A 22,857-nucleotide genomic window follows, 5' to 3' on the forward strand; every position below is an offset into this window, starting at 1 on the left:
CAGGCGCACTGGCGGAGCCGGTTGATTGGGTCGTGTCTGCGCGCCGATTGTCCGAAAAGCGCGATTTTTCATTCCGCCTTCGGAAGCACCTTCGCCGATGGCGGGTTGTCAGCTTGCTCATTCATCCAGAAAGGCACGGAGATCAGTCGAAAATTTATTTGGATTTTTGAACATCAGGAAGTGGTCCCCATGCTCTGCGTCGGAGTAGTTGTACAGTTTTGCGCCAGGTATTACGGATTGTGCCCAACGCTGACTTGGCAAGTTGTTGCTCTGTTCGCCGGAAAAGATGGCGACAGGTATATTCATCTTGTGTTTGATGACGTCGCGCCAGTCGTTCATTGCATGATCAAACAGTACGCGTGACAGCGCTTTCGGATCATTCTTCACGAACTCATTGGCAAAGCTTTCGGAGTTGATGAAATAGGGAGAGTCCATTTGCGAATAGCGTTCGATCGCCTTCATGTCGACTATGAGATTGTTGGTGGGCGCCCCTTCAGTGAAAGCGGCAACCATTCTTTCTACCGAGGTCGTCATCCCACCAGCGTTACGCCGTTCTTCTTCCGACCAGTTTGAATGGGCATAGATCGAAATCGGTTCATCGACAAACGCCGCTTTTCGAATACTCCCGGTTCCGAATAGATCCACATAGCTCCACAAGACAGCGGCTCCCATCGACCAGCCGCAATAGTTTGCCTTCTGCAAGCGCAGGTGGTCGCCAAAATCCCTCAGGTCGACGGCGTATCTGGCGATCCGATTGCCATAGTCGACACGCTGTGAAAGTCCTTGATTTCGGACATCGAGCACATAAACCCGGTAGTGCCGCTTCAGTGCGTAAAGAAGGTTTACGTATTGCGCGCCGTTGCCGGACCAGCCGGGGATGAAGACAAGAGGCTCGCCCGCGCCGGCGGCCCAATAGGCTAGCCTGACGCCGTCACTCGTGGTGAAGTGGCCAATGCAGAGGTCGGCGAACTCTGACAGCTTTGATGGAAAGTCGCTCAAGGCTTGAGGAAAAGTAAAGTCCTTGCCAAGGACATCAAGTGCCGAATTAGTCATGTCAAAAAGTGGTCGACGGATCGTGCAGTATCCGCTTGAGTCAATCTATGATAAATGGTCAAATTAGAAGAACATTTGAAACAAAACGGATGCAATGGACCGATTGACTAGCATGTCCGTGTTTGTCAAAGCCGTCGAACTTGGGTCGTTCAGCGCGGCTGGTGACGCCTTGCAGATGTCGTCGCAACTCGTCGGCAAGCACGTCCAGCATATTGAGCATCGATTGGGGGTGCGTCTCCTGAACCGGACGACCCGGCGCCAGAGTCTCACTGAGTTCGGTCGTTCGTTCTACGAGCGTGCCAAGTTCATCCTGGCGGAAGTCGAGGTCGCCGAAGGCCTTGCCGCTGAAACGCGTGCGCTACCCACCGGCAAACTTCGAGTGAATGCGCCGGTGAGCTTTGGCGTGCATTCACTCTCACAACGGCTGCCCGACTATCTGAAGGCGTATCCGCAGGTCGATGTCGAATTGAGTCTGTCAAATCGGGAAGTGAATTTGATCGACGAGGGGTTTGATGTCGTTTTCCGGGTTGGGGCGCTCACTGATAGTCGATTGGTAGCGATATCGTTGACTCCCTACAGGCTCGTGTTGTGTGCGGCGCCGAGTTACGTGAAGAGGCACCCGCCGCTTCTGACTCCACTCGATCTGCAAAACCAAGAATGTCTTGGGTTTGGGCATACGGAATTGCGAACACATTGGACGTTTGAAGGGCCAACTGGTCGAGTCGCGGTCCCTATTACCAGCCGCTTGACGTCTGACCATGGTGAAGCGTTGCTATTCTCGGCGCTCGCGGGCCTTGGGGTCATCCTTCAGCCAATCGAGTTGGTGAGATCCGCGCTGGACAGTGGGCAACTCGTGGCATTGTTGCCCGATTACTCGATCCCAACGCGTCCAATGCACATGCTCTACGCTCCGGACCGGCGGGTCACACCGAAAGTTCGAAGCTTTCTGGATTTTGCCGCCGCGGAATTCGGCGCAATCGATTTTACGATGGACTAGCTTCCTGTGACCGTGGCCCGATGCCGTCAGGAAGACGCCGGAGTCATGGGTGGACGGGATAAGACGCTTTGTCACATCTCCTGCTGGATACTACCACCCAGTATTGGTATATACTACCTACCAGTATAAAGCGAGGTGTTTGGATGCCACATACAATCGAAGAGCAAAAGCGCGTTCTAGCCCGCGTTCGTCGCATCAAGGGCCAACTCGACGCGCTGGAGAATGCGTTAGTGTCGGGTACGGAATGCGGTCCTATCCTTCAGCAAATTGCTGCGGTTAGAGGGGCGGTGAACGGGTTGATGGCGGGAGTTCTCGAAAGTCATTTGCGAGAGGAATTCCCGCCAGTGGGAAAGGTGACCGACTCGCAGCAAGCTTCGATCGAGAATGTCGTCTCCCTCGTCAAGTCCTACCTGAAATGATGGCCAACCGTTGCGCCCGGCTTTCGTTTATTGACTAAAAATTTTGGATGGAATTCGTATGAAATCACGCGCTGCTGTTGCATTCGGCCCCGGTAAGCCACTTGAAATCGTAGAGCTAGATGTCGAGCCGCCGCGCGCCGGCGAAGTTCTCGTCAAGATTACGCATACCGGTGTTTGCCACACGGACGCCTTCACAATGTCTGGCGATGATCCTGAAGGACTCTTCCCGGTTGTTCTTGGACATGAAGGCGCGGGTATCGTCGTCGAAGTCGGCGAGGGTGTCTTGAGTGTGAAACCGGGTGACCACGTGATCCCGTTGTACACGGCGGAGTGCGGTGAATGCCTGTTTTGCAAGTCGGGTAAGACCAATCTTTGCGTGGCGGTGCGCGCGACTCAAGGCAAGGGCTTGATGCCCGATGGCACAACCCGGTTCTCGTATAACGGTCAGCCGATCTATCACTACATGGGGTGTTCGACTTTCAGCGAATACACGGTGGTCGCTGAAGTATCGTTGGCAAAGATCAATCCCGATGCCAACCCCGAGCATGTCTGTCTCCTTGGGTGTGGGGTCACAACCGGAATTGGCGCCGTCCACAATACGGCCAAAGTGCAACCGGGGGATAGTGTCGCGGTTTTTGGACTGGGAGGCATTGGTCTGGCTGTCGTCCAGGGTGCCCGTCAGGCGAAGGCGGGTCGCATTATCGCGGTTGATACAAATCCGGAAAAATTCGAGCTCGCGCGTGTATTTGGAGCGACGGACTTCGTGAATCCGAAGGATCATGCAAAGCCCGTACAGCAGGTCATCATCGATATGACAGGGTGGGGCGTTGATCACTCTTTTGAATGCATCGGCAATGTGAATGTCATGCGCGCGGCGCTTGAATGTGCCCATCGCGGATGGGGACAGTCGGTGGTGATCGGGGTAGCAGGGGCAGGCCAAGAAATTTCTACGAGGCCATTTCAGTTGGTCACCGGCCGTACATGGAAAGGTTCGGCGTTCGGCGGCGTGAAGGGGCGCAGCCAGCTTCCTGGAATGGTCGAGGACGCGATGCGTGGCGAAATCCAGCTCGCTCCGTTCGTGACGCACACAATGCCGCTCGAGCGAATCAATGAAGCTTTCGACCTTATGCACGAAGGGAAATCCATTCGTACTGTCATCAATTATTGATTGAAGGCAACGGTCTCGGGGGCGTGCGGTTCATGCACGCTTATATGGCGGAATGCTTTCGTCACGCGACATTGGCGGATTTCATTGTCCGCCTTGAAAGTCGGCCAATTCGCCCATCCGGGAGAAAGTGTTTGGATTTGTCGGTCTAATCAAAGCGCCCCTGACGTCCTAGCTCAACCAGCGCGTCGACAACATGCCGTACCTTCGGCCGCAAATGCGCAACTTGCGGCCACACCGCATGCACATCGACTGGATCCGGGCGGTAGTCGTCGAGAACGGTGACGAGGCGGCCGGCATCGATGTGCTTGCGAAAAAGCGACAAAGGCATCTGACATAGACCGAGACCTGCGGCAGCAGCGTCGATCATCGCTTCGCCATCGCTGATCTGATGTGTCGATGGAGGGTGAATCCGGAACGAGCGTCCGTTCTGCTTGACCCGCCACGACAGCGGCTGACCACGGCGATAACCCACCACACATCTGTGCGCGCTGATGTCGTCGAGGGTGTGCGGTGTACCTTCACGAGCCAAATATGCAGGCGATCCACAAATCACCCATTGTTGCGATGCCAGCCGCCGCGCAACGACCCCGCTAGAGTCTGCAAGTTCGCCGAAACGGATTGCCAGGTCGACTCCTTCCTCAACTGGATCAATCACGTGATCGGTGAACGTCATGGTGAACTGGAGCCGCGGATAGGTGTTTCCGAGCTCCAGTAGAACCGGCATTATGCATTGCCTTCCAAAAGCGGAAGCCATGTCTATCCGCAGCCGCCCAGCGGGTTCGCGTGAACCCGGACCAAGGGCAGACTCCGCCGCCGTAATCTCGTCTAGCGCCATTGCGCACGCGGCGAAATAAGCTTCACCATCCGCTGACAGCTTAATGCGGCGGGTCGTGCGGTGAAACAACTTGACGCCAAGCCGTTGCTCCAGACGCCCGATCGATTTGCCGACGGCAGACTTCGAAATGCCGAGTTGATCCGCAGCCTCCGTGAAGCTGGACGAACGCGCGGTGGCTACGAATGTGGCGATGCCATTGAGGGATTCGAGTGAGTTCATCGAGCATTTGACGCCGGATAGTAGACAAATTTTCTACGATAAGCGGAAGTCTAGCCCATTTATCAGCGTGCTACTCGTCGATAAGATTGCGATTACTAGCGGCGACACACCCGCTTGTGTAACGCTCAAAGCAGATCCTCCTTATGGAGACTGTAATGTGCAACGCTGCTCCTTGAAGCCATCCAAGAGGTTCTGCCATGCCTGAAGTTCAACATCAACCCACTATCCTGATCGCCGGTGCATCGCGCGGCATCGGTCTGGGACTCGTTCGCGAATATCTCGCTCGCGGCTGGCGAGTGATCGCAACGGAGCGCAAGCCGTCGCCCGCACTCGCTGCAGTCGCGACCGATGCGGGCGCCAATCTGGTCATCAAGACGTTGGATATAAATGATCGTGCCAACATTTCGACGTTAGCGGACGATCTGGACGGAGAGTCGCTCGATGTCCTTTTCGTGAACGCAGGCGTTAGCGACAATCCTAAGCAAACTATCAACGAAATCAGCACGGAGGAGTTTGCGCATGTGATGGTCACAAACGCGTTGAGCCCGCTTCGGATCATTGAAACGTTGAGCCCGCTGGTGAGGAAGGACGGCAGCGTGGCGGCCATGTCAACGGCTCTCGGTAGCATCGCCAACAATACGGATGGCGGCTATGAGACTTACCGTGCCAGCAAGGTGGCATTGAACATGTTGCTGCGCAGCTTCGTTGCGCGCGCAGGGGAGCAACGATCGTTTCTGGCGCTGATGCCTGGTTGGGTGAAAACCGATATGGGTGGACCCGACGCGCCGGTCGAGGTAAGCGACAGTGTCCGGGGCCTCGCGGACGTAGTCGCTCAGCACGCCGGTAAGCAGGGACTCGTGTTTGTCGACTATCAGGGCAACACGATTCCCTGGTAGGCGAGAGTCTGACTCAAGAACGGACGGCAGCCACACTTAGCGTGTGGCGTTCAACCGGCCCCGACGCTTATGGCGGCGTGCGTGGACCGTCTGGCCACGCCGCCAAACACGCAATCCTTCTTCGGGTGGCTAGTGGCTCGCGAACAAAGGCCGCGGCGCATAGTAACTTTGCGAGCCTCTTCGCGAGCGAGTATCTAGTCCCAACGCTTGAATCCATCGAACTGGACCAGGTAGGAAGGGCCGAAGGCGTCGAGCTTTTGCCGCGCCGCCTGATCAGGGTCGCCGTAGACGGTGAGCGCTTTGACTGTTACTAATGACAGAAAGCGCTCGGCATAGGGCGCGAAGGTCAACTCCACGTGCTCGGTGATAGCCCTTGAATTCCGGTAACGCTCAACGATATGGACTACGTTGCCGTCAGCGCTCGAACTGTATTCATACATGATCGTTCCCGGTTCCGCCTTGGCCAGCGGAACGATTTCAGCAATCAACTGTTTGAACTGCTCGAATCTTCCGGCTTTAACTTCGAGCGAAAAGACGCATGTTATTTCATTGTGCATATTAGATGGAAATATAGTGGTCACGTGCAGCGAGAACCCTTGCCAATCAGAATTCAACCTGATCTCAGAGAGCCACCTGCACGCAAGGACAACCGAATAAAGTTCGCGCTCGGTTCCGCAAAATGGAGTACGGCTGGATCGCGAGTCCGCTGGGACCCGCGGTCGTGGTCACTCGCGAAATGTGGACTGGCCACGCGTCCGGGGACGACGTTGGTGTCACGGCGATACTGGATCGCCCCCGAACAGTTGACCTGCGCCCGCCCAGTTCGAAGGCGCGACGTCTTCGAAGATGACATAAATGTACTTCGGGTCGGTGCCGGTATTCTTGACGATGCTTTCTGTGATTTCAGCAGCGACTGCTTTTTTTGCAGTGTTGTCCTTTCCTTCAAACCAACTGACTCGCACGACGGGCATAACACACTCCTTAGGAACTGGGTTTGATGGGCGGCGACATCGGTCTTGGCGCCTCGCGCATCACGTGTAACTTCAGGTCCAGTCTATCGGAGAGTCCGGGGCGGATAAACAGCCGAAATATACGATCTGAGTAGAAAGGATGTCGACAATGTGAGTGGCGAAATTTCGTAAGTAGGGGCCGTCAACGGCGTCAACAGCCGTTGTTCGGTTTGAACCCAGAAAATTGGGGGGGCCGAAAGCCTAGCTGCGTCTCTGTGATCTACTGGTTTCACCGCCCTGTTGAACGAAGGGTTTGGCGCAATGCAAAGGCTCGCCTCGCTAGGCTGAACTGCCTGTTCGTCGGCGGACGGTGCGAAGACGATGCTTTGCGACAGGCTCGACAATCTTTTCGCCGGGCCTCTCCTGTTTCGCTCGACTGTCGCCCATCTGCGCAACCATGAAATCGACGAATGCCTTGATCTTGGGCAGCGGTTGGCGACTAGATGGCCAAAGCAGGCAGACGTCGCGGTGATCTTGAATGTGCTTTTCCAGTACCAAAACCAGGCGGCCATTCTCGAGCGCATTCGACACAATGAAGTCGGGTAGGAGCGCAATCCCCAGCCCGGCTTCAGCCATTTCGAGCAATGGGTCGATCGCATTGGTAACTGCGGTTTGTGGAAGTTCGACGTTGACTGGCTGGCCGCGTGATACCAGCGGCCACGGCGCGAGCTTACCGGTGCTTGGATAGCGATAGCGCAAGCACGCATGACTTGGCAGATCCGCGGGCCGGGACGGCATGCCGTGCAGCGATACATAGGATGGCGCCGCAACCAGGCGATGTTGGTAACCATTGAGCTTGCGCATCGTCAGGCGCGAATCGTCGACGACTCCGATCCGCATGACCGCGTCGAACCCCTCGTCGATCACATTGACAAGCCTGTCACTAAAGTCCAGTTCGAGTTGAATCTCCGGGAACTGCTTTTGGAATGCGATCAGTAGAGGCATCAAATGCATGCCAAGTTGTGGGAGACCGACGCGCAACTTACCTTGTGGCTTGCCAGCGGCTTCGGTCACCTCCGCCCTCGCGGTATCGAACTCCGCAATGATCCGATAGCAGCGCTGCAGGAATCGGCTGCCTTCCGAAGTCAGTGTTATGGCGCGTGTTGAGCGGTGGAACAGCCTGACGCCTAATTCCTCCTCCAGCCGCACGACCGACTTGCCAATAGCGGAAGACGAAACGCCTAGCCTGCGACCGGCCTCGGTGAAGCTGCGCGTTTCGGCTGAGTGAACGAACGCGCCCAGCGCCCCAAAGTAATCCATCGGCATGGAATCCCCTCATTTCATCCTGATTTTCCGATATGTTTTGAATATAAGCCTATTTTTCTCGATACAGAAGCCCTTTACAGTGTCTACATTCGATGCCGGGCGAGTCCAACCTTTTACTGAAGCGCGGCATCCTCCTTCCCCGAGACTGCAATGGCGACAATTTCATCGACCGGCCAACTTCTGCCCGAGCTTGCGCGGCATCCAGGCTACTCCCGTCTTTTCCAACCTGGCCACCTGACCTTCGGTTTCATCGCGCCGCTGGAAAGTTATCCCGATACCCCTGGCCCGACCTTGGCCGGTCACGCCGAATTGGCGAAAAGGGTGGACGATGCGGGTTTCTCAGCCATCTGGCTGCGCGATGTGCCGTTCTACGACCCGAATTTCGGCGATGTCGGCCAGGTGCTGGATCCTCTGATCTATGCCGGCTACCTCGCCGCAATCACGCGTCGCATCACGATAGGTACTGCGGGCATCGTACTGCCGCTCCGTGATCCGTTGATTGTGGCCAAGCAGGTTGCTACGGTCGACCAGTTGTTGGGCGGACGTTTCGTGCTCGGTCTCGCGACCGGCGACCGGCCCGCCGAATATCCGGCATTCGGCGTCGAATTCGAGAATCGCGCGGAGCGTTTCAGAGACGCGTTGGACGTCATCCGCGCTGCGACAGAGCAAACCTGGCCCATTCATGCCTCGCGCTTCTATGGTCACCTGAGCGGCACGCTTGAACTCGTGCCCAAGCCGGTGGGCAGGCGGGTGCCCGTCGTCGTGATCGGACACGCAGGACAGACGACCGAATGGACGGCGAGTCGTACCGACGGCATCCTTTCCTACATCTCCAATCCATCGCGAATTCCTGTGATTGTCGATCAATGGCGAGCCGCGTGCGGGACGGATGTCTTCAAACCCTACGGATACGGCACGCTGTTCGACCTCGACCGGGATCCCAACATGCCGATTCAGCCAGGTCGCGTGCTGCGCGGCGGACGCAATGCGCTTCGCGAACTGTGGTTGCGGCAACAGGAGCAGGGCGTCTCGCACGTAGCGCTTCATTTCAAACCCCAACGGCGCGCCGCGTCGGAAGTCGTCGACGAGCTCGGAGAGCACCTGTTGCCGCTGTTTCCGAGCCTCAAGCCGGGAGTTCAGTCATGAACCGCCCGCTGCATCACATGGATTTCATCTTTCAGACCACGCTGGGTACCTATCCGCTGGCCGCGCAATGCGAGATGCTCGCCGAAGCCGGCTACCAGGGGTTGACTGTTTCGGCCTGGAGCAAAGAGCTGAAATCGCTGCCTCGCGTGAAACAGAACTGGGGGCTCGACGTCGGGGCAATTTATCTGATCTACCGTCAGGGCCTCGAATCGTTTGTCACCGGCATCTTCGAATCGATCGAAGGCTGCAACAGCATTGAACTGGCTTTGCATGCAGGCGACGAGGTGAGCGATGCGGATCGGCGAATGATCGAGCGCGTCCTGCCAATCTGCGAGCGCCGCGGCATCGACATCGCTCTTTATCCGCACATTCGCTATGGCATGCAGACCACGTCGGAAGCGGTTGCATTGTGCCAGGAATTCGATCACCCAAATCTCGGGATTGTATTCAACGGCTATCACTGGTTCGCGACGCAGGAGAAGGCGCTCGAGCAGCGTCTTGATGCCATCTGGCCGTGGCTGCGGCAAGTCAATCTCGCCGGCTGCCGGCTGTCGCCGCTAGGCTGGGGTGGCGCCGCGACGATTGAGCCCCTCGACGAAGGCGAAATGGACAACTTCGTATTGCTCGGTGCGCTGGATCGGCGCGGCTATCTCGGTCGATTCGGCGTGCTGGGCTGGGAGAGCATGGGAGGAGATGTCTACGGCAACCTGCAGCGCTCGCACTCCGCGTTCCGCTCAATGGAGTGCAGACTGGCAGCCCACCCCGAGTGGGCGGTCATGACGCCGTTGCCTTATTAGGTCGACGGGAGCGAAAACACATGACCCATTCTGTTCACGCACTTGATTCATTTTTCTATACTTCGATGGGCATTTATGCATTTCAGTCGCAATGCGAGATGCTCGCCGAACTCGGCTATGACGGCATCACCGTGTCGGCGTGGGGCGGCACGCCCTATACCGACCTGTCGCTGCTTCCGACGGTCAAGGCGCGGCATGGCCTGGACGTCGCGGCACTTTATCTAGTCCTCCATGAAGGCCGGAACGACGCGACGCTGCGTCGGATCGTCGAAGCCGTGGAGGGCGTCGAGCTGATCGAGCTTGCCGTGCAGACCTCGATGAACGGCAACGGCGCGATTCTGCGCGCGATCGAATCGTTGCTGCTGATCGCTGAGCGTCGCGGTCTGCGCATCGCACTGTATCCCCACCTGAAGCATGTGACGCAGACCACGTCCCAGGTCGTGCGCCTGTGTGAGCACTTCGACCATCCGCGCCTTGGGATGTCCTTCAACGGCTACCACTGGTACGCCAGCCAGGAAGGACAACTAGACGAGCGACTGGCGGCCATCAGACCGTGGCTGATGCAGGTCGTACTGTCCGGCAGCGCGATGTCGCCGCTCGGCTGGGGCGGCGTCGCGACGATGGAGCCGCTCGACAGGGGCGAACTCGACAACCTGGCGGTGCTGGCCGCGGTCGATCGGATCGGCTACACCGGCAGCATAGGCTTTCTTGGCTGGGATTACGGTGGCGACGTGTACCTGAAGCTTCAGCGTTGCCTGCGCACGCTGCGCGCGATGGATGAGCGCCTGGAAAGTCATCCAGCCTGGGCGGACATCGCCCCACGACGTTGACACGCTTTCTCATGGTGTCTTTTGAACCCTGTGTCGCCCGATTGCGGATTCGGCGACGCCGCCTGTAACACGGAGCCCTCTTGACAGCTTTATCCGTACTTGACCTGATGATGATCGGCGAAGGCAAAGTGTTTGCCGATACCATCGCCGACGCCACGATGCTGGCCCGCCATGTCGAATCATGCGGCTATCGACGCTATTGGATCGCCGAGCACCATGACCTCCCGGGCATCGCGTCGTCAGCGACGACGTTGCTGATTCAGCACCTCGCCGCAGCCACCAAGCGACTGCGGGTGGGGGCCGGCGGCATCATGCTGCCCAACCATTCGCCGCTGGTCGTGGCGGAGCACTTCGCCACCCTCGAGACGCTGTTCCCGAAACGTATCGATCTAGGTCTTGGGCGAGCCGCGGGATCAGCGGGGTCCGCGATCCACGCGTTGCGGGGCGACGCCTCGGAACGGAATTTCGAGGCGGACATCGGCTTGCTCGAAGACTATCTGCGGGACAACGGCCGACAGCCGGTGCGCGGCATTCCCGGTGTTCACGACGTTCCGCTCTGGATGCTGGGGTCGAGTCCGCAGAGTGCGGATCTGGCAGCGAAGCGGGGCTTGCCGTATGTGTTTGCGTCGCATTTCGCGCCCCGCTTCCTGACAAATGCCGTGCGCCACTACCGTGAGCACTTCCGGCCGTCTGCGATGCTAAGCGAGCCGTATGTGATTGCCGGAATCAATGTGATTGCCGCTGAAAGCGAGGCCGAAGCGGCCTATCTGGCCAGCTCGCATTTCCACTGGGTGAATCGGCTTCACCAGGGCCGGCCGGGTCCATTGCCGCTTCCCGAAGAAGGCTATCTTCAAAGCCTGTCGGCCTCCGAGCAGCGCGGCCTGGCGCAGGCGATGGCGTGCACCGTCGTGGGCAACCGACGGCAGGTCGGCGACGGCTTGCGCCAGTTTGTGGAGATGACCGGCGCGGACGAGTTGATCATCGATGCCCGCATTCACGATCCGTCAGCTCGTTGTCGTTCGTATCAGCTGGCTGCGGAATCGCTAGATGTGCGGGCCGCGTAGATGGCGTTGGCGCGCGCTGGTTCTCGACCATTAGTTGAGCCGATAATGAGCAGCTAGGGGTCAAGTCATCGGTTGGCGGATTCGGTGCCTGCCGCCATCAATTCGGGGCACGCCGAAAATTGAAAAGTTGCCCCATTAGCCTACCCGGCCAGATGGGGCTTGCTCTTTCTTTAGAACGGGTAGGGTTGTGATGCTGGTTCGATCGTGATCCACTTGAGTTCGGTGAACTCGTCGATCACCGCACGACCGTCGAATCGGCCATAGCCACTCTTCTTCGTCCCGCCATAAGGTGCCTGAGCTTCGTTTTGCACGGTGGCGCCGTTGATGTGCACGCATCCAGCGTCGATCCGGCGAGCAACGTCCAGTGCGCGCGTTACGTCCCGGCCAAAGACAGCGGAAGATAATCCGTATTCGGTGTCGTTAGCCACCCGAATGGCATGCTCAACTCCCGACACGCGTACCACTGTGGTAATCGGCCCGAACGTCTCCTCGTCGTAGATCGACATGGACGGTTGAACGCGGTCGACAATGGTTGGATGCATGATTGCTGCTTCCGCAGGGCCGCCTGTCAGGACTTGCGCGCCCTTCGAAAGGGCGTCTTCGAGGAGAGCGTTGATTCGCTTGCCTGACTCACTGGACACCAGCGGTCCTACCACGCAGGCCGCACTACCGGATGGGTCGCCGACTGGAAGCTCTTTCGCACGCGCCGCGAACCGGGCGACGAATTCGTCGGCAATCTTCTCGTCAACAATGAAGCGCTCCGTCGACATGCAAATCTGGCCTTGATATAGGAACGCGCCAAACGTTGCGGCGTTGACCGCGGCGTCGATATCCGCGTCGTCGAGCACGACGAATGGTGCTTTGCCGCCGAGTTCGAGTAGGCAACGTTTCAGATGCGTTGCCGACTTCTCAGCAATGATTCGACCTACGCGGGTCGATCCCGTGAAATTGACGCGCCTTACAGCCGGATGAGCGATCAGTGCATCGGTGACTTGCGGCGAATCTTCAGGAGCACATGTCACAAAGTTCAGTACACCCGCCGGGAGCCCTGCTTCGTAAAGGCTTTCTGCCACTGCGAGATGTGTCGACGGACTTACCTCCGAAGCACGAAACACTACCGTATTGCCACAAGCTAGCGGATAGGCGATGGCACGCGCAGCGAGGAGCACAGGACCGTTCCACGGAACAATGCTAAGCACCACACCCGCTGGCTGTCGCTCCGTGAAGGACAGGGTATTGGGCTTGTCAGTCGGAATAGTTTCGCCCTGAATCTGCGTCGTAAGCGCTGCCGCCTCTCTGAAGAGCGCGGCCGAGCCCATGACGTTGAAGTCCGCCCAGAGACTTGACGCGCCGATTTCGCTTGCCATTCGCTGGCGCAGATCGTCACGCTTGCCTTCAAGAATGTCCGCTGCCTTTAGCAAAATACGACGGCGCTCGGTGGGCCCGACCCTGCTCCAGGTGCGAAATGCCAGTTGCGCGGAATCCGCCGCGGCGACGGCGTCTGCGACCGACGCCGCGGCGCCCGTCGTCACAAGCTCGGTGGTGACCGGGCTATAACGATGAAAGATCTTGCCGTCCTGTGCGTCCCTCGCCTCGTTGTCTATGATGAGTTGCGTTTTCAATACAAGACTCCTGGAATGGATTTAAGCGATGCTCAAGCTTCATCGAACTTGAGTACAGGCTTGATGGTCTCGCCGCTCTCACTGTCCGCCATCGCTTCGTTAATCTGATCGAATCGATAGTGCTTGATAAGTCGGTCGAACGGAAAACGACCTTGGCGATAAAACTCGATGAGCGTGGGAATGAAGCGATGAGGTAGTGCGTCGCCTTGGACAATCCCCATGATGCGGCGACTTGGAATCATCACATCGTTGATATTGAGCGAAACCTCAGTACCAATCTTTGTGGCACCCACAATGCCGCATGTACCGAAGATGGCGAGGCTGTCGACTGCTTGGCGCAGGACTTGGGAGCGGCCGCTGCATTCCAGCGTAAAGTTCGCGCCACCTCCGGTAATTTTGCGGACCTCTTCGACCGGATTGACTGTCTGGGGATTGACGATGTGTGTGGCACCGAGTTCAAGCGCGAGTTGGAGTCGGTTGTCGGCAATGTCGGCTGCAATGATCGTAGTGGCGCCGGCGATGCGCGCAGCCATGATTGCGGCGAGACCAACTGCCCCGGCCCCGAATGCGACGAAGCTCGATCCTGGGGCAACCTTCAGCGAGTTCAGCACTGCACCGGCGCCGGTCTGGATGCCACAACCGAGTGGCGCTAGAAGTTCAAGGGGAATGTCTTTGGGTACCTTCACTACGTTTCGAGCACTAGCAAGCGCGTACGTAGAAAAAGATGATTGACCGAAGAAATGTCCGTGTACTGGGTGGCCTGCGCAATCGCACAGTCCGCTCGTGCCGTCTTCGCGCGCACCGCCGAAGTTAAGCGGGGCCATGTTTTCGCAATAAGCCGGATGTCCTGACAGGCAAGTATCACAATGCCCGCACGACATAAACGTTAGAACGACGTGGTCACCGGGCGTGACGTTGAATACCTCGCTGCCGACTGCGTGAACGATGCCGGCGCCTTCATGGCCGAGTACAAGCGGGAGCGGCGAGGTGAAGAGTTGGTCGCGAACCACCATGTCGGTATGGCAGACCCCTGTCGCAACCATCTTGATTACGACTTCGTGAGGCTGCGGGTCGCCAAGCGTAAGGCTCTCAAGTTTGAGATTGCTTCCCGCCTCGCGAACGACCGCGGCCGTAATTGATTGGCTCATGAGCGTCTCCTGGATTGTTGTACTTAATAAGGGGTGCCCACTGGCGTGCGTTGCAACGGAATGCTTCCGTCAGACTCTGCAGCGGTACAGCACCCCATGTTTGCAACCATGAGATCTGCCCGCAGGTGAGAAGTGGACGTACGCCCATGGACGTTCCAGTCGCCTGCGTTTTCCGCGGTCACGCTTTAAAAGCGACGCGGGATAACGCAGAACTAACCGTGCTGATGATGAATCAGACCACGGATGCCGCCAATGTCGCTTTGTTAATTTGCTAAATTCACGCGGTGAATATTAGCCATGCAACCCTGCCAGACTTTGCAAATTCAGAGTTCCTGTTTTTTAAGTCTTGCAAGGCAGGAAAAGCTTTTTCTCACGATAAAGTGCTTGGCGTGGACGTACCGATCGGAAAGTACACTGCCAGCTTTGCTGGACTCATGACAGAATGAGCGTGCCCTCGCCAGATCGGCACGGTTCTGCCCGTCTTGTTGCGAGGGAATTCGCTCAGATTGAAAACTCTTCAACCATGAGTTGCCGAAGCCATTGATTGCTCGGTTCCCGATGATTGCGAGCATGCCACAGCACGTTAATGGAAATATCCGGAATCTTCACGGGGCAGGGGGCGGATTCAAGACCGAATGGAGCAAGCGTTCTCGTTGCATAGGCTTCCGGGACGACGGCGATCAGATCCGTCGTCTGGAGGATGTGTCCTACAGCTACAAAATGCGGAACTCTCAGGCGGAGATTGCGCGTTACGCCAGCACGCTGAATGGCAGAGTCGACCATTCCATGTCCGGTGCCTTCTGCAACAATGGAGACATGCTCCGCTTCCCAGAATGCGTCCGGTGTCATGCCCGTCTTCGCCAGCGGATGCCCTTTGCGAAAAATACAAACATATCTTTGCTTGAAAAGGCGCCGTTGGAAGAATCCGGTTTTGAGGTCGGGTAGAAATCCGATCGCGAGGTCTACGCGCCCTGTCTCCATTTCCTGGCTCAACGTGTCGGCGTGATTGCGTACCGTGCTGACGGAGACGCCAGGGGCGACCTGGGCGAGCCTCTTCATGAGGGCAGGAAGAAAATAGATCTCGCCGATATCGGTCATCGCCAGGGTAAATGCACGCGTGCTCGTGGTCGGGTCAAAGTTTGATTTTGCGTTAAGTGTGTTGTAAATCGCACCCAGCGCGAATCCGATCGGCTCAGCAAGTGTCTCCGCGAGCGGTGTCGGAATCATCCCTTTTGATGTTCTGAGGAATAGCTCATCCCCCAGGAGTTTCCTCAACCGGTTCAGCGCGTTGCTGATGGCCGGCTGAGAGATGCCCAAGGTGTTGGCGACTGCGGAGACGCGGCGCTGTCGCAGTAACTCGTTAAACACGACGAGCAGATTGAGATCGATATCCTGAAGTTCCATCCGAAAACCCTCCCTGGACACAATTATCACTGCCAGTGATGTGGGTTATCAAGGAGTTTCTATTTATCAATATCCCGTCCGGCGGCATCATTGAGGCATCAATCGACCAGCCCGGAGACACTGGCGCTATGGAAGTATCAATTCTGCCTTTACACCGCGTCCTTGACGTGCGAGCAGGGGAAAACCTGCTGGAAGTGTTTCGTGAACATCAAATTCCGATCTCCTATAGCTGCATGGCTGGCCGCTGCGGTACGTGCCGCTGCCGTGTAACGTCCGGTCGCGTGCTCGTAACAGGCAGCGGTGAGTCGAACGCGCCTATGAGGACAGGCGAGACGGTACTTGCGTGCCAGACCACGCTCGTCGAGGACTGCGCAATCGAGATTCCAGAAGTGGATGAAGTTGTCGTTCATCCTGCAAAGATCCTCAAGTCGACTGTGCTCTCCATAGAAGACTTGACGCACGATATCAAGCGTTTGCGACTCGGACTGGCGAAGCCCCTCGAATATTCGCCGGGTCAATATGCGAATCTGCAGTTTTCTCCACAGCATATACGTCCCTATTCGATGGCGGCGACGCAGAACGATGAGGAGGTCGAGTTTCATATCCGACTCGTACCTGGTGGCCGCGTCACGTCGTACATCGCCAACGAACTGAAAGTTGGCGATTCGGTACGAGTGAGTGGGCCACTCGGCACTGCGTATCTGCGCCGCAAAAACTCTGCTCCTGTCGTTTGCATCGCTGGCGGCACCGGCCTTGCGCCAATCCTCTCGATCCTCCGGGGTATGGCGGAGGCGCGCATGGCTAACCCTGTGCACGTGTATTTCGGTGTTCGGTCGAGCATCGACGTGTACGGCGAACCGTGGTTGGTGGAGTTGCAGAGTCGTCTTCCCAAATTGAAGTTTCATATCGTAGTGGCGTCGGGTCATGACGTTGAGGGCTGCCGCAGTGGCCTGGTTACTCAAGCCGTGAGCGACGACTGGAGTGATATGCGCGGCTGGAGCGCCTACATTGCCGGCGCACCGGTGATGGTCGACGCGGCGTCGATATTACTCAGGCAGAAGGGAGTAGAACCTGGACGCATCTACGCCGACGCCTTTTATTCGAGTGGTGTTTGAACGCTTGGCAACACCATAAAAATCCAACTTTAGGAGACAGGCATGAGCGAGGCTCCCGTTGTATTCAAGAAGTCCGAATGGAAGGGCGACGGCTCAAGTCGCATCCCGTTCTGGGCATACACGGACGATGACGTCTATCGCCGAGAACTCGAGCGTTTCTTTTATCACGGCCACTGGTGTTACGTGGCACTAGAGGCGGAGATTCCAAACGCCGGCGATTTCAAGCGAACGGTCATCGGAGAGCGATCCGTTATCGTGAGTCGGGCTGCCGATGGTGAAATCTACGCGGTAGAGAATGTCTGTGCGCACCGCGGTGTTCGCTTCTGTCGGGAGAAGTCCGGCAACCGGAAGGATTTCACCTGCCCGTATCACCAGTGGAATTACGACCTCAAAGGGAACCTCGTCGGAGTTCCCTTTCGACGAGGCGTCAAACTTGACGGCAAGGTCAACGGTGGCATGCCGTCAGACTTCGATCCGAAAGAGCATGGTCTTACCAAGTTGAAGGTCGCTGTACGTAATGGCGTAGTTTTCGCGTCATTCGATCATGACGTTAGCTCGCTTGAAGAGTACCTGGGTCCGACAATTCTTCGCTATTTCGATCGGGTTTTCGACGGTCGAAAACTGACCATTTTGGGCTACAACCGTCAACGCATTCCCGGAAACTGGAAGTTGATGCAAGAAAACATCAAGGACCCGTACCACCCTGGGTTGTTGCATACGTGGTTTGTTACGTTCGGTCTGTGGCGAGCCGATAACAAGTCGGAATTAAAGATGGATGAACAATTCCGCCATGCCGCCATGATTTCGACGCGTGGAGCCGCTGGGAAGAGCGAAGTCACATCTGGCGTCTCCAGCTTCAAGGAACAGATGAACCTCAGCGATGACAGGATCCTCGACATTGTCAAGGAAGATTGGTGGGGTGAACCGACTGCGGTGATGATGACGCTGTTTCCGAGCGTGATCATTCAACAGCAGGTCAATTCTGTCTCGACGCGACACATTCAGCCGAATGGGCACGGGTCGTTCGACTTCGTATGGACGCATTTCGGGTTTGAGGGTGACAGCGAAGAGATGACACGCCGTCGGCTTCGCCAGGCCAACCTCTTTGGCCCTGCGGGTTTTGTTTCCGCAGACGATGGCGAAGTGATCGAATTTTCGCAGGAAGGCTTCGAGCAGAAACCATTCCATCGAACGATTGCGGAGTTAGGTGGCCGCGAAGTTGGGGATTCCGATCACATGGTGACCGAGACACTCATTCGTGGGATGTACGACTACTGGCGTCGCGTCATGGAGGCCTGAGATGCTTGATTTCAATACATATCAACAGTTGCTCGCGCTTTACTCCGACTACGTCGCTGCCGTCGACAACAACGAATGGGAAAAATGGGCGGAGTTCTTTACGGAAGAGTGCGTGTACAAAGTGCAGCCGCGCGAAAACTACGACAGCGGCTATCCGCTCGCGACACTCTCTTTCGAAAGCCGCGGCATGTTGAAGGATCGCATCTATGGCATGACGGAAACCATCTTTCACGATCCGTATTATCAGCGCCATGTCGTCGGCACACCTCGGATTCTTCTGGTCGATGCCGAACGTATCCGGTCGGAAGCGAACTATGCCGTGTTTCGAACGAAACCCGACGAGATCTCTACCGTTTATAACGTCGGGCGGTATATCGACACCATTCGTCGCACAGAAGACGGTCTGAAATTCGAATCGCGCGTTTGCGTATTCGATAGCGAGATGATCGCCAACTCGTTGATTTATCCGATTTGAGGTTTGACATGGCACAACAATGGACCAAGGTCATTGAACTAGTCGCGGTGCCGAACGACGACGTTGTCGCGGTACAAGCCAATGGTAAGGAGTTGGCGATCTACGGCGTAGACGGAGCCGTGTTTGCAACAGACAACATCTGTACGCACGGACACGCTCGGCTATGTGATGGCTTTCTGGAGGGGCACGAAATCGAGTGTCCGCTGCATCAAGGTCGCTTCGACATACGGAATGGCAAAGCGATGTGTGAGCCACTGACCGAGGACATCAACGTATATCCGGTAAAGATTGAGGATGGCAGCGTCTTCGTCGAAATTTAGCCGGCTGCGAGCCAACTGTATGGCGGACGTGACCGTAACTTCCGGTCTGGCGGTTTCTCAACGCAAGGCGCCGACGTTTCCCTGACGGCGATGCGCCAATCTCCGGCACAGCAAAGGCGCTGCCGGTTCAATCAAAGGAGGAGAGTGTGACCGCAAATACGCAATCCGAACAACGCGCGGCTTACTACGGGCAGATCGCTCAACAGAAGTTGTCGCCCCTATGGGAGTCTCTGCACAATCTTGTGCCGAAGCAGCCCAAGCCAACGGCTGTGGCGGCGATCTGGAAATACGCGAAGATCCGCGATCTGGTATTGCAGTCCGGCTCGCTGATCAGTGCGGAGGAAGCCGTACGTCGCGTGCTGATACTCGAGAATCCTGGGCTACCGGGAAAGTCGAGCATGACTTCGAACCTTTACGCAGGCCTGCAACTTATTCTTCCTGGCGAAATTGCACCGAGCCACCGTCATACCCAATCGGCTCTGCGGTTCATCGTTGAAGGTGAAACAGCGTGGACTGCAGTCAACGGTGAGCGCACGACGATGCGTCCAGGCGACTTCATCATTACGCCATCCTGGACCTGGCATGACCATGGCAATTTGTCGACCGAGGAAGGCGGGGTTCCCGTGGTTTGGCTTGATGGCCTTGATATCCCGCTTGTGGCGCACATGGACGCCGGGTTTGCGGAAAACTTTCCCAAGGCGACGCAGCCGGTTACGCGTCCGGAGGGGGATAGCTTTGCGCGCTATGGTCACAACATGTTGCCGATGCGTCACACGTCTACCGATCCGACTTCACCGATTTTCAGCTATCCGTATGAACGCAGCCGCGAAGCGCTAGACCGCCTGCATCGGAACGGGGAGCACGACGAATGGGACGGTGTGAAGCTGCGCTATGTGAATCCGGCCACTGGCGGATTTCCAATGCCGACGATCGCGACCTTCATGCAATTCCTTCCGGCAGGTTTCCGCGGTAGATCCTATCGCAGCACTGATTCGACTGTGTACTCCGTTGTAGAGGGGCGCGGAGTGGCGCATATCGGCGACGAAACTTTTGCTTTCGAGCCGCATGACGTGTTTGTCGCACCGTCGTGGATGCCGGTACGCCTTGACGCAGACACCGATGCGGTTTTGTTCAGTTACTCGGATCGTCCGGTGCTGAGCGCGTTGAATTTGCTGCGCGAAGAGCGTGTTTGATTCTATTTTTCACTTTTCAGGTTGAACATTATGGCATTCGTTTTCCCACCCGAGGCGCCAGTCGCCGTTCCGGTCGCCGGTAGCGACGACAGCTTTGCCGTGCGGCGTGTCTATTGTGTCGGCCGCAATTATGCAGCGCACGCGCGGGAAATGGGATTTGATCCCGACCGCGAACCGCCGTTTTTCTTCTGCAAGCCGGCTGACGCGGTTGTGCCGGTTGCATACGGCGAAACGCTGGAGCTTGAATATCCGAGTCAAACGTCCAACTATCACTATGAAGCGGAACTCGTTGCGGTGATAGGCAAAGGGGGTTCGGATATCGCGCTCGAGAATGCACTCGACCATGTGTGGGGCTATGCGGTCGGTCTGGATATGACGCGTCGTGATTTGCAGATGAAAATGCGCGAAATGGGTCGACCGTGGGAACTCGGCAAGGCGTTTGATCGCTCCGCGCCGATGGGGCCGATCCATCCGGTCGAGAAAGTAGGCCACTTCGAGAGCGCCAGTTTATGGCTCACGGTCAACGGTGAGACCAAGCAAAAGAGTGATGTTTCCCATCTCATCTGGTCCGTCGCGGAAACCGTCGCTTATCTGTCGCAGTTCTTCCGGCTCGAACCAGGCGATGTGATCTTCACGGGCACGCCTGAGGGGGTCGGCGCGGTTAAGGCGGGCGATACGATGAAAGTTGGAGTGGAGAAACTCGGCGAACTGACCGTACGCGTTATTTGACCGTCGCCAGGAGATCGTTGCCATGCAACTCTACAGTTTTTTCAATAGTTCGACGTCGTACCGGCTACGCATCGCACTCGCATTGAAGGGTCTGGATTATTCGTACAAGCCCGTGAACATTCGGACCGGAGGACACCGTGACGCCCAGTATGTCGCTGAAATCAACCCGTCCGCGTCGGTTCCCGCTTTGGTCGATGGTGAGTTTCACCTCGGGCAGTCGCTCGCGATCATTGACTATCTCGATGCGCAGCATCCCGAGCCACGCCTGATTCCAGCAGATGTGCACGAGCGGGCACGTGTACTTGAAATGTCGTACCTGATTGCGTGCGATATTCATCCTGTCAACAACCTTCGTGTGCTGCGATACCTGCAAGATGAACTGAAGGTAACACCGGAACAAAAAAATGCGTGGTATCGGCATTGGATTGCCGAGGGTATGGCAGGCGTAGAACGTTTGCTCGCACGAGCGGCAGATGAAGCGGCGGCGGATGGCTCTGCCGGTCCATGGTGTTTCGGCGCGCAACCGACACTGGCCGATGTATGTCTCGTGCCGCAGTTCGCGAATGCACAGCGTATGGGCTGCGACATGAGCGAGTATCGGCGCAGTCTGGCAATCTGTGAACACGCAAACGCGCATCCAGCTTTTGATCGTGCGAAACCGCAAAACCAACCTGATTACGTAACGAGTTGAGACTGCGGTGGTAAGAAGAGTGGAGCGACCTTCCATCTGCATCTACAGGGTGGACGGAAGGGCGCAGCGGGCCGCACCGCCCGACGTTCCGGTAAAGATTGCCTGGTCAGCGACAGCCCAGCAAATGAGATCAAACTAAGCTGCATTAAATGAGCTGCGGGACCGTTTTACGGGGAGGGCCGCTGCACTGGAGAGTCTGTGGACACGCTTCAAAATATGCGCATATTCAAACAGGTCGTGGAATATGCGAGTTTTACTACCGCGGCTAAGCACCTCGATATGGCCACGGCGCAGGTTTCGCGTGCTGTTTCTGAGCTTGAGGTGCGTTTGCGCACTCGCCTCCTGCACCGTACGACGCGTCGCATTGCGCTTACGGAAGCGGGCGAGCGCTATCTCGCACGCTGCAACAAGATTCTGATGTACGTGGATGAAGCGGAAGCCGAGGCAAGTGACGCACATATGACCGCGTCGGGAAAGCTCAGACTGCATTCACTGACAAGCTTTGGTTTGCGATATCTGGTGCCGATCATCGCCAGATATCACGACGGTCACCCCTCTGTCGAGGTCGACCTCACGCTATCCCAGCATCTTCCCGATTTGATTGAGGAAGGTTACGACATAACGATTACGCTTTCCGCAGACTTGCCGGATTCGGCGCTGGTCTCCCAGCGATTGGGGAGTGTCCACAGCATTCTCTGCGCTTCTCCGGAATATTTGCGACGCAATGGCACACCGGTCGAACTATCGGACCTCGCTCAGCACAAGTGCCTTTACGTTCTAGCGCCGACGGGGCAAACCGACCGTTGGACTTTCAGCGGCCCTGACGGCGAGGAAATGTTTGACCTTGGACCTGCGCCCCTGAGGGTCAATATTCCAGAGGCGCTATCCATCGCTGTAAAGGAGGGGATGGGGATTGGTTTGGTGCCGGCACTCACGGCAATTCCGTTGCTCAAATCCGGTGCGCTTCGGCGCGTGCTGCCTGACTACACCGCGCAGCATTTAACTATCTATGCGCTGTATCCGTCTCGCCAGTATTTAGATGCGAAGGTTCGGACCTGGGTGGATTTTGTGCGGCAGGAACTCACTCCAGAGCTGGATTCCGACTTCGATTTGCTCAGAACACTTGGTCCGGATTTGTAAGGCACGGTAGCAACCGGGAGA

24 protein-coding genes are annotated in these 22,857 nt (G+C 56.9%); 16 read left to right on the plus strand and 8 right to left on the minus strand.

Annotated elements, in window-relative coordinates:
• Positions 1-117 precede the first annotated feature (117 nt).
• Positions 118-1,053, minus strand: coding sequence for an alpha/beta fold hydrolase (locus P0D68_RS18075; RefSeq protein WP_408298652.1), 936 nt, complete (start codon positions 1,051-1,053; stop codon positions 118-120).
• 94 nt (positions 1,054-1,147) lie between these two features.
• Here P0D68_RS18075 and P0D68_RS18080 point away from each other — a divergent pair, with 94 nt between their 5' ends.
• The 3 genes from P0D68_RS18080 to P0D68_RS18090 all read left to right on the plus strand — a co-directional run bounded on the left by P0D68_RS18080 (position 1,148) and on the right by P0D68_RS18090 (position 3,637).
• On the plus strand, positions 1,148-2,050 hold the full coding sequence (locus P0D68_RS18080; RefSeq protein WP_408298654.1) for a LysR family transcriptional regulator: 903 nt from the start codon (positions 1,148-1,150) through the stop codon (positions 2,048-2,050).
• A gap of 143 nt (positions 2,051-2,193) precedes the next feature.
• Complete coding sequence (frmR, locus tag P0D68_RS18085) at positions 2,194-2,469, plus strand: formaldehyde-responsive transcriptional repressor FrmR (RefSeq protein ID WP_091808572.1); 276 nt, start codon at positions 2,194-2,196, stop codon at positions 2,467-2,469.
• A 58-nt stretch (positions 2,470-2,527) separates the two neighbouring features.
• Positions 2,528-3,637, plus strand: coding sequence for an S-(hydroxymethyl)glutathione dehydrogenase/class III alcohol dehydrogenase (locus tag P0D68_RS18090; protein WP_091808574.1), 1,110 nt, complete (start codon positions 2,528-2,530; stop codon positions 3,635-3,637).
• 145 nt (positions 3,638-3,782) lie between these two features.
• Here P0D68_RS18090 and P0D68_RS18095 read toward each other — a convergent pair whose 3' ends face one another.
• Entirely contained in the window at positions 3,783-4,691 is a 909-nt protein-coding gene (locus P0D68_RS18095) for a LysR family transcriptional regulator (protein WP_091808577.1), read from the minus strand.
• A 197-nt stretch (positions 4,692-4,888) separates the two neighbouring features.
• Between P0D68_RS18095 and P0D68_RS18100 the strand changes: the two genes are divergently transcribed.
• Positions 4,889-5,587, plus strand: a complete 699-nt coding sequence (locus P0D68_RS18100) for an SDR family NAD(P)-dependent oxidoreductase (RefSeq protein WP_091808579.1) — start codon at positions 4,889-4,891, stop codon at positions 5,585-5,587.
• A gap of 194 nt (positions 5,588-5,781) precedes the next feature.
• Here the strand turns inward: P0D68_RS18100 and P0D68_RS18105 are convergent, their stop codons facing one another.
• The 3 genes from P0D68_RS18105 to P0D68_RS18115 all read right to left on the minus strand — a co-directional run bounded on the left by P0D68_RS18105 (position 5,782) and on the right by P0D68_RS18115 (position 7,857).
• Positions 5,782-6,201, minus strand: a complete 420-nt coding sequence (locus tag P0D68_RS18105; protein WP_408298657.1) for a putative quinol monooxygenase — start codon at positions 6,199-6,201, stop codon at positions 5,782-5,784.
• 159 nt (positions 6,202-6,360) lie between these two features.
• Positions 6,361-6,558, minus strand: coding sequence for a tautomerase family protein (locus P0D68_RS18110; protein WP_091808583.1), 198 nt, complete (start codon positions 6,556-6,558; stop codon positions 6,361-6,363).
• A 318-nt stretch (positions 6,559-6,876) separates the two neighbouring features.
• Entirely contained in the window at positions 6,877-7,857 is a 981-nt protein-coding gene (locus P0D68_RS18115; RefSeq protein WP_408299001.1) for a LysR family transcriptional regulator, read from the minus strand.
• Positions 7,858-8,013: 156 nt separating this feature from the next.
• On the opposite strand from P0D68_RS18115, the gene P0D68_RS18120 reads away from it, so the two are divergent.
• The 4 genes from P0D68_RS18120 (at position 8,014) to P0D68_RS18135 (ending at position 11,700) form a co-directional block, all read left to right on the plus strand.
• Positions 8,014-9,009, plus strand: a complete 996-nt coding sequence (locus P0D68_RS18120) for a TIGR03571 family LLM class oxidoreductase (protein WP_408298659.1) — start codon at positions 8,014-8,016, stop codon at positions 9,007-9,009.
• Complete coding sequence (locus tag P0D68_RS18125) at positions 9,006-9,806, plus strand: TIM barrel protein (protein WP_408298661.1); 801 nt, start codon at positions 9,006-9,008, stop codon at positions 9,804-9,806. Before P0D68_RS18120 ends, P0D68_RS18125 begins: the two co-directional genes overlap by 4 nt.
• 98 nt (positions 9,807-9,904) lie before the next feature.
• Positions 9,905-10,636 carry a sugar phosphate isomerase/epimerase family protein gene (locus P0D68_RS18130; RefSeq protein WP_408298663.1) on the plus strand — a complete coding sequence of 244 codons (732 nt, stop codon included), beginning with the start codon at positions 9,905-9,907 and terminating at the stop codon, positions 10,634-10,636.
• Positions 10,637-10,716: 80 nt separating this feature from the next.
• Entirely contained in the window at positions 10,717-11,700 is a 984-nt protein-coding gene (locus tag P0D68_RS18135; RefSeq protein WP_091808591.1) for an LLM class flavin-dependent oxidoreductase, read from the plus strand.
• A gap of 170 nt (positions 11,701-11,870) precedes the next feature.
• Here P0D68_RS18135 and P0D68_RS18140 read toward each other — a convergent pair whose 3' ends face one another.
• From P0D68_RS18140 to P0D68_RS18150, 3 genes are all read right to left on the minus strand, one after another.
• The gene (locus P0D68_RS18140) at positions 11,871-13,322 is read right to left on the minus strand and encodes an aldehyde dehydrogenase (protein WP_408298666.1); all 1,452 of its coding nucleotides are present in this window, start codon (positions 13,320-13,322) and stop codon (positions 11,871-11,873) included.
• 32 nt (positions 13,323-13,354) lie between these two features.
• A complete protein-coding gene (locus tag P0D68_RS18145) occupies positions 13,355-14,470 on the minus strand; it encodes an NAD(P)-dependent alcohol dehydrogenase (RefSeq protein WP_408298668.1) in 1,116 nt (371 codons plus the stop codon).
• A gap of 501 nt (positions 14,471-14,971) precedes the next feature.
• On the minus strand, positions 14,972-15,874 hold the full coding sequence (locus P0D68_RS18150; protein WP_091809333.1) for a LysR family transcriptional regulator: 903 nt from the start codon (positions 15,872-15,874) through the stop codon (positions 14,972-14,974).
• Positions 15,875-16,002: 128 nt separating this feature from the next.
• Between P0D68_RS18150 and P0D68_RS18155 the strand changes: the two genes are divergently transcribed.
• The 8 genes from P0D68_RS18155 (at position 16,003) to P0D68_RS18190 (ending at position 22,836) form a co-directional block, all read left to right on the plus strand.
• The gene (locus P0D68_RS18155) at positions 16,003-16,989 is read left to right on the plus strand and encodes an FAD-binding oxidoreductase (RefSeq protein ID WP_091809335.1); all 987 of its coding nucleotides are present in this window, start codon (positions 16,003-16,005) and stop codon (positions 16,987-16,989) included.
• Positions 16,990-17,031: 42 nt separating this feature from the next.
• Entirely contained in the window at positions 17,032-18,288 is a 1,257-nt protein-coding gene (locus tag P0D68_RS18160) for an aromatic ring-hydroxylating dioxygenase subunit alpha (protein ID WP_408298670.1), read from the plus strand.
• Position 18,289: 1 nt separating this feature from the next.
• Positions 18,290-18,763 carry an aromatic-ring-hydroxylating dioxygenase subunit beta gene (locus P0D68_RS18165; RefSeq protein WP_408298672.1) on the plus strand — a complete coding sequence of 158 codons (474 nt, stop codon included), beginning with the start codon at positions 18,290-18,292 and terminating at the stop codon, positions 18,761-18,763.
• An 8-nt stretch (positions 18,764-18,771) separates the two neighbouring features.
• Positions 18,772-19,083 (plus strand): non-heme iron oxygenase ferredoxin subunit, encoded by a 312-nt coding sequence (locus P0D68_RS18170; RefSeq protein WP_091808603.1) that lies wholly within the window; start codon positions 18,772-18,774, stop codon positions 19,081-19,083.
• A 146-nt stretch (positions 19,084-19,229) separates the two neighbouring features.
• Positions 19,230-20,276 (plus strand): gentisate 1,2-dioxygenase, encoded by a 1,047-nt coding sequence (gene gtdA, locus P0D68_RS18175; protein WP_091808605.1) that lies wholly within the window; start codon positions 19,230-19,232, stop codon positions 20,274-20,276.
• A 30-nt stretch (positions 20,277-20,306) separates the two neighbouring features.
• The gene (locus tag P0D68_RS18180) at positions 20,307-21,005 is read left to right on the plus strand and encodes a fumarylacetoacetate hydrolase family protein (RefSeq protein WP_408298675.1); all 699 of its coding nucleotides are present in this window, start codon (positions 20,307-20,309) and stop codon (positions 21,003-21,005) included.
• Between the two features lie 22 nt (positions 21,006-21,027).
• Positions 21,028-21,696 (plus strand): maleylacetoacetate isomerase, encoded by a 669-nt coding sequence (maiA, locus tag P0D68_RS18185; RefSeq protein WP_091808609.1) that lies wholly within the window; start codon positions 21,028-21,030, stop codon positions 21,694-21,696.
• Between the two features lie 198 nt (positions 21,697-21,894).
• A complete protein-coding gene (locus tag P0D68_RS18190; protein ID WP_091808612.1) occupies positions 21,895-22,836 on the plus strand; it encodes a LysR family transcriptional regulator in 942 nt (313 codons plus the stop codon).
• Positions 22,837-22,857: the final 21 nt, after the last annotated feature.

This window comes from Paraburkholderia sp. RL17-380-BIE-A, from assembly GCF_046028085.1.
Classification (GTDB): Bacteria; Pseudomonadota; Gammaproteobacteria; order Burkholderiales; family Burkholderiaceae; genus Paraburkholderia.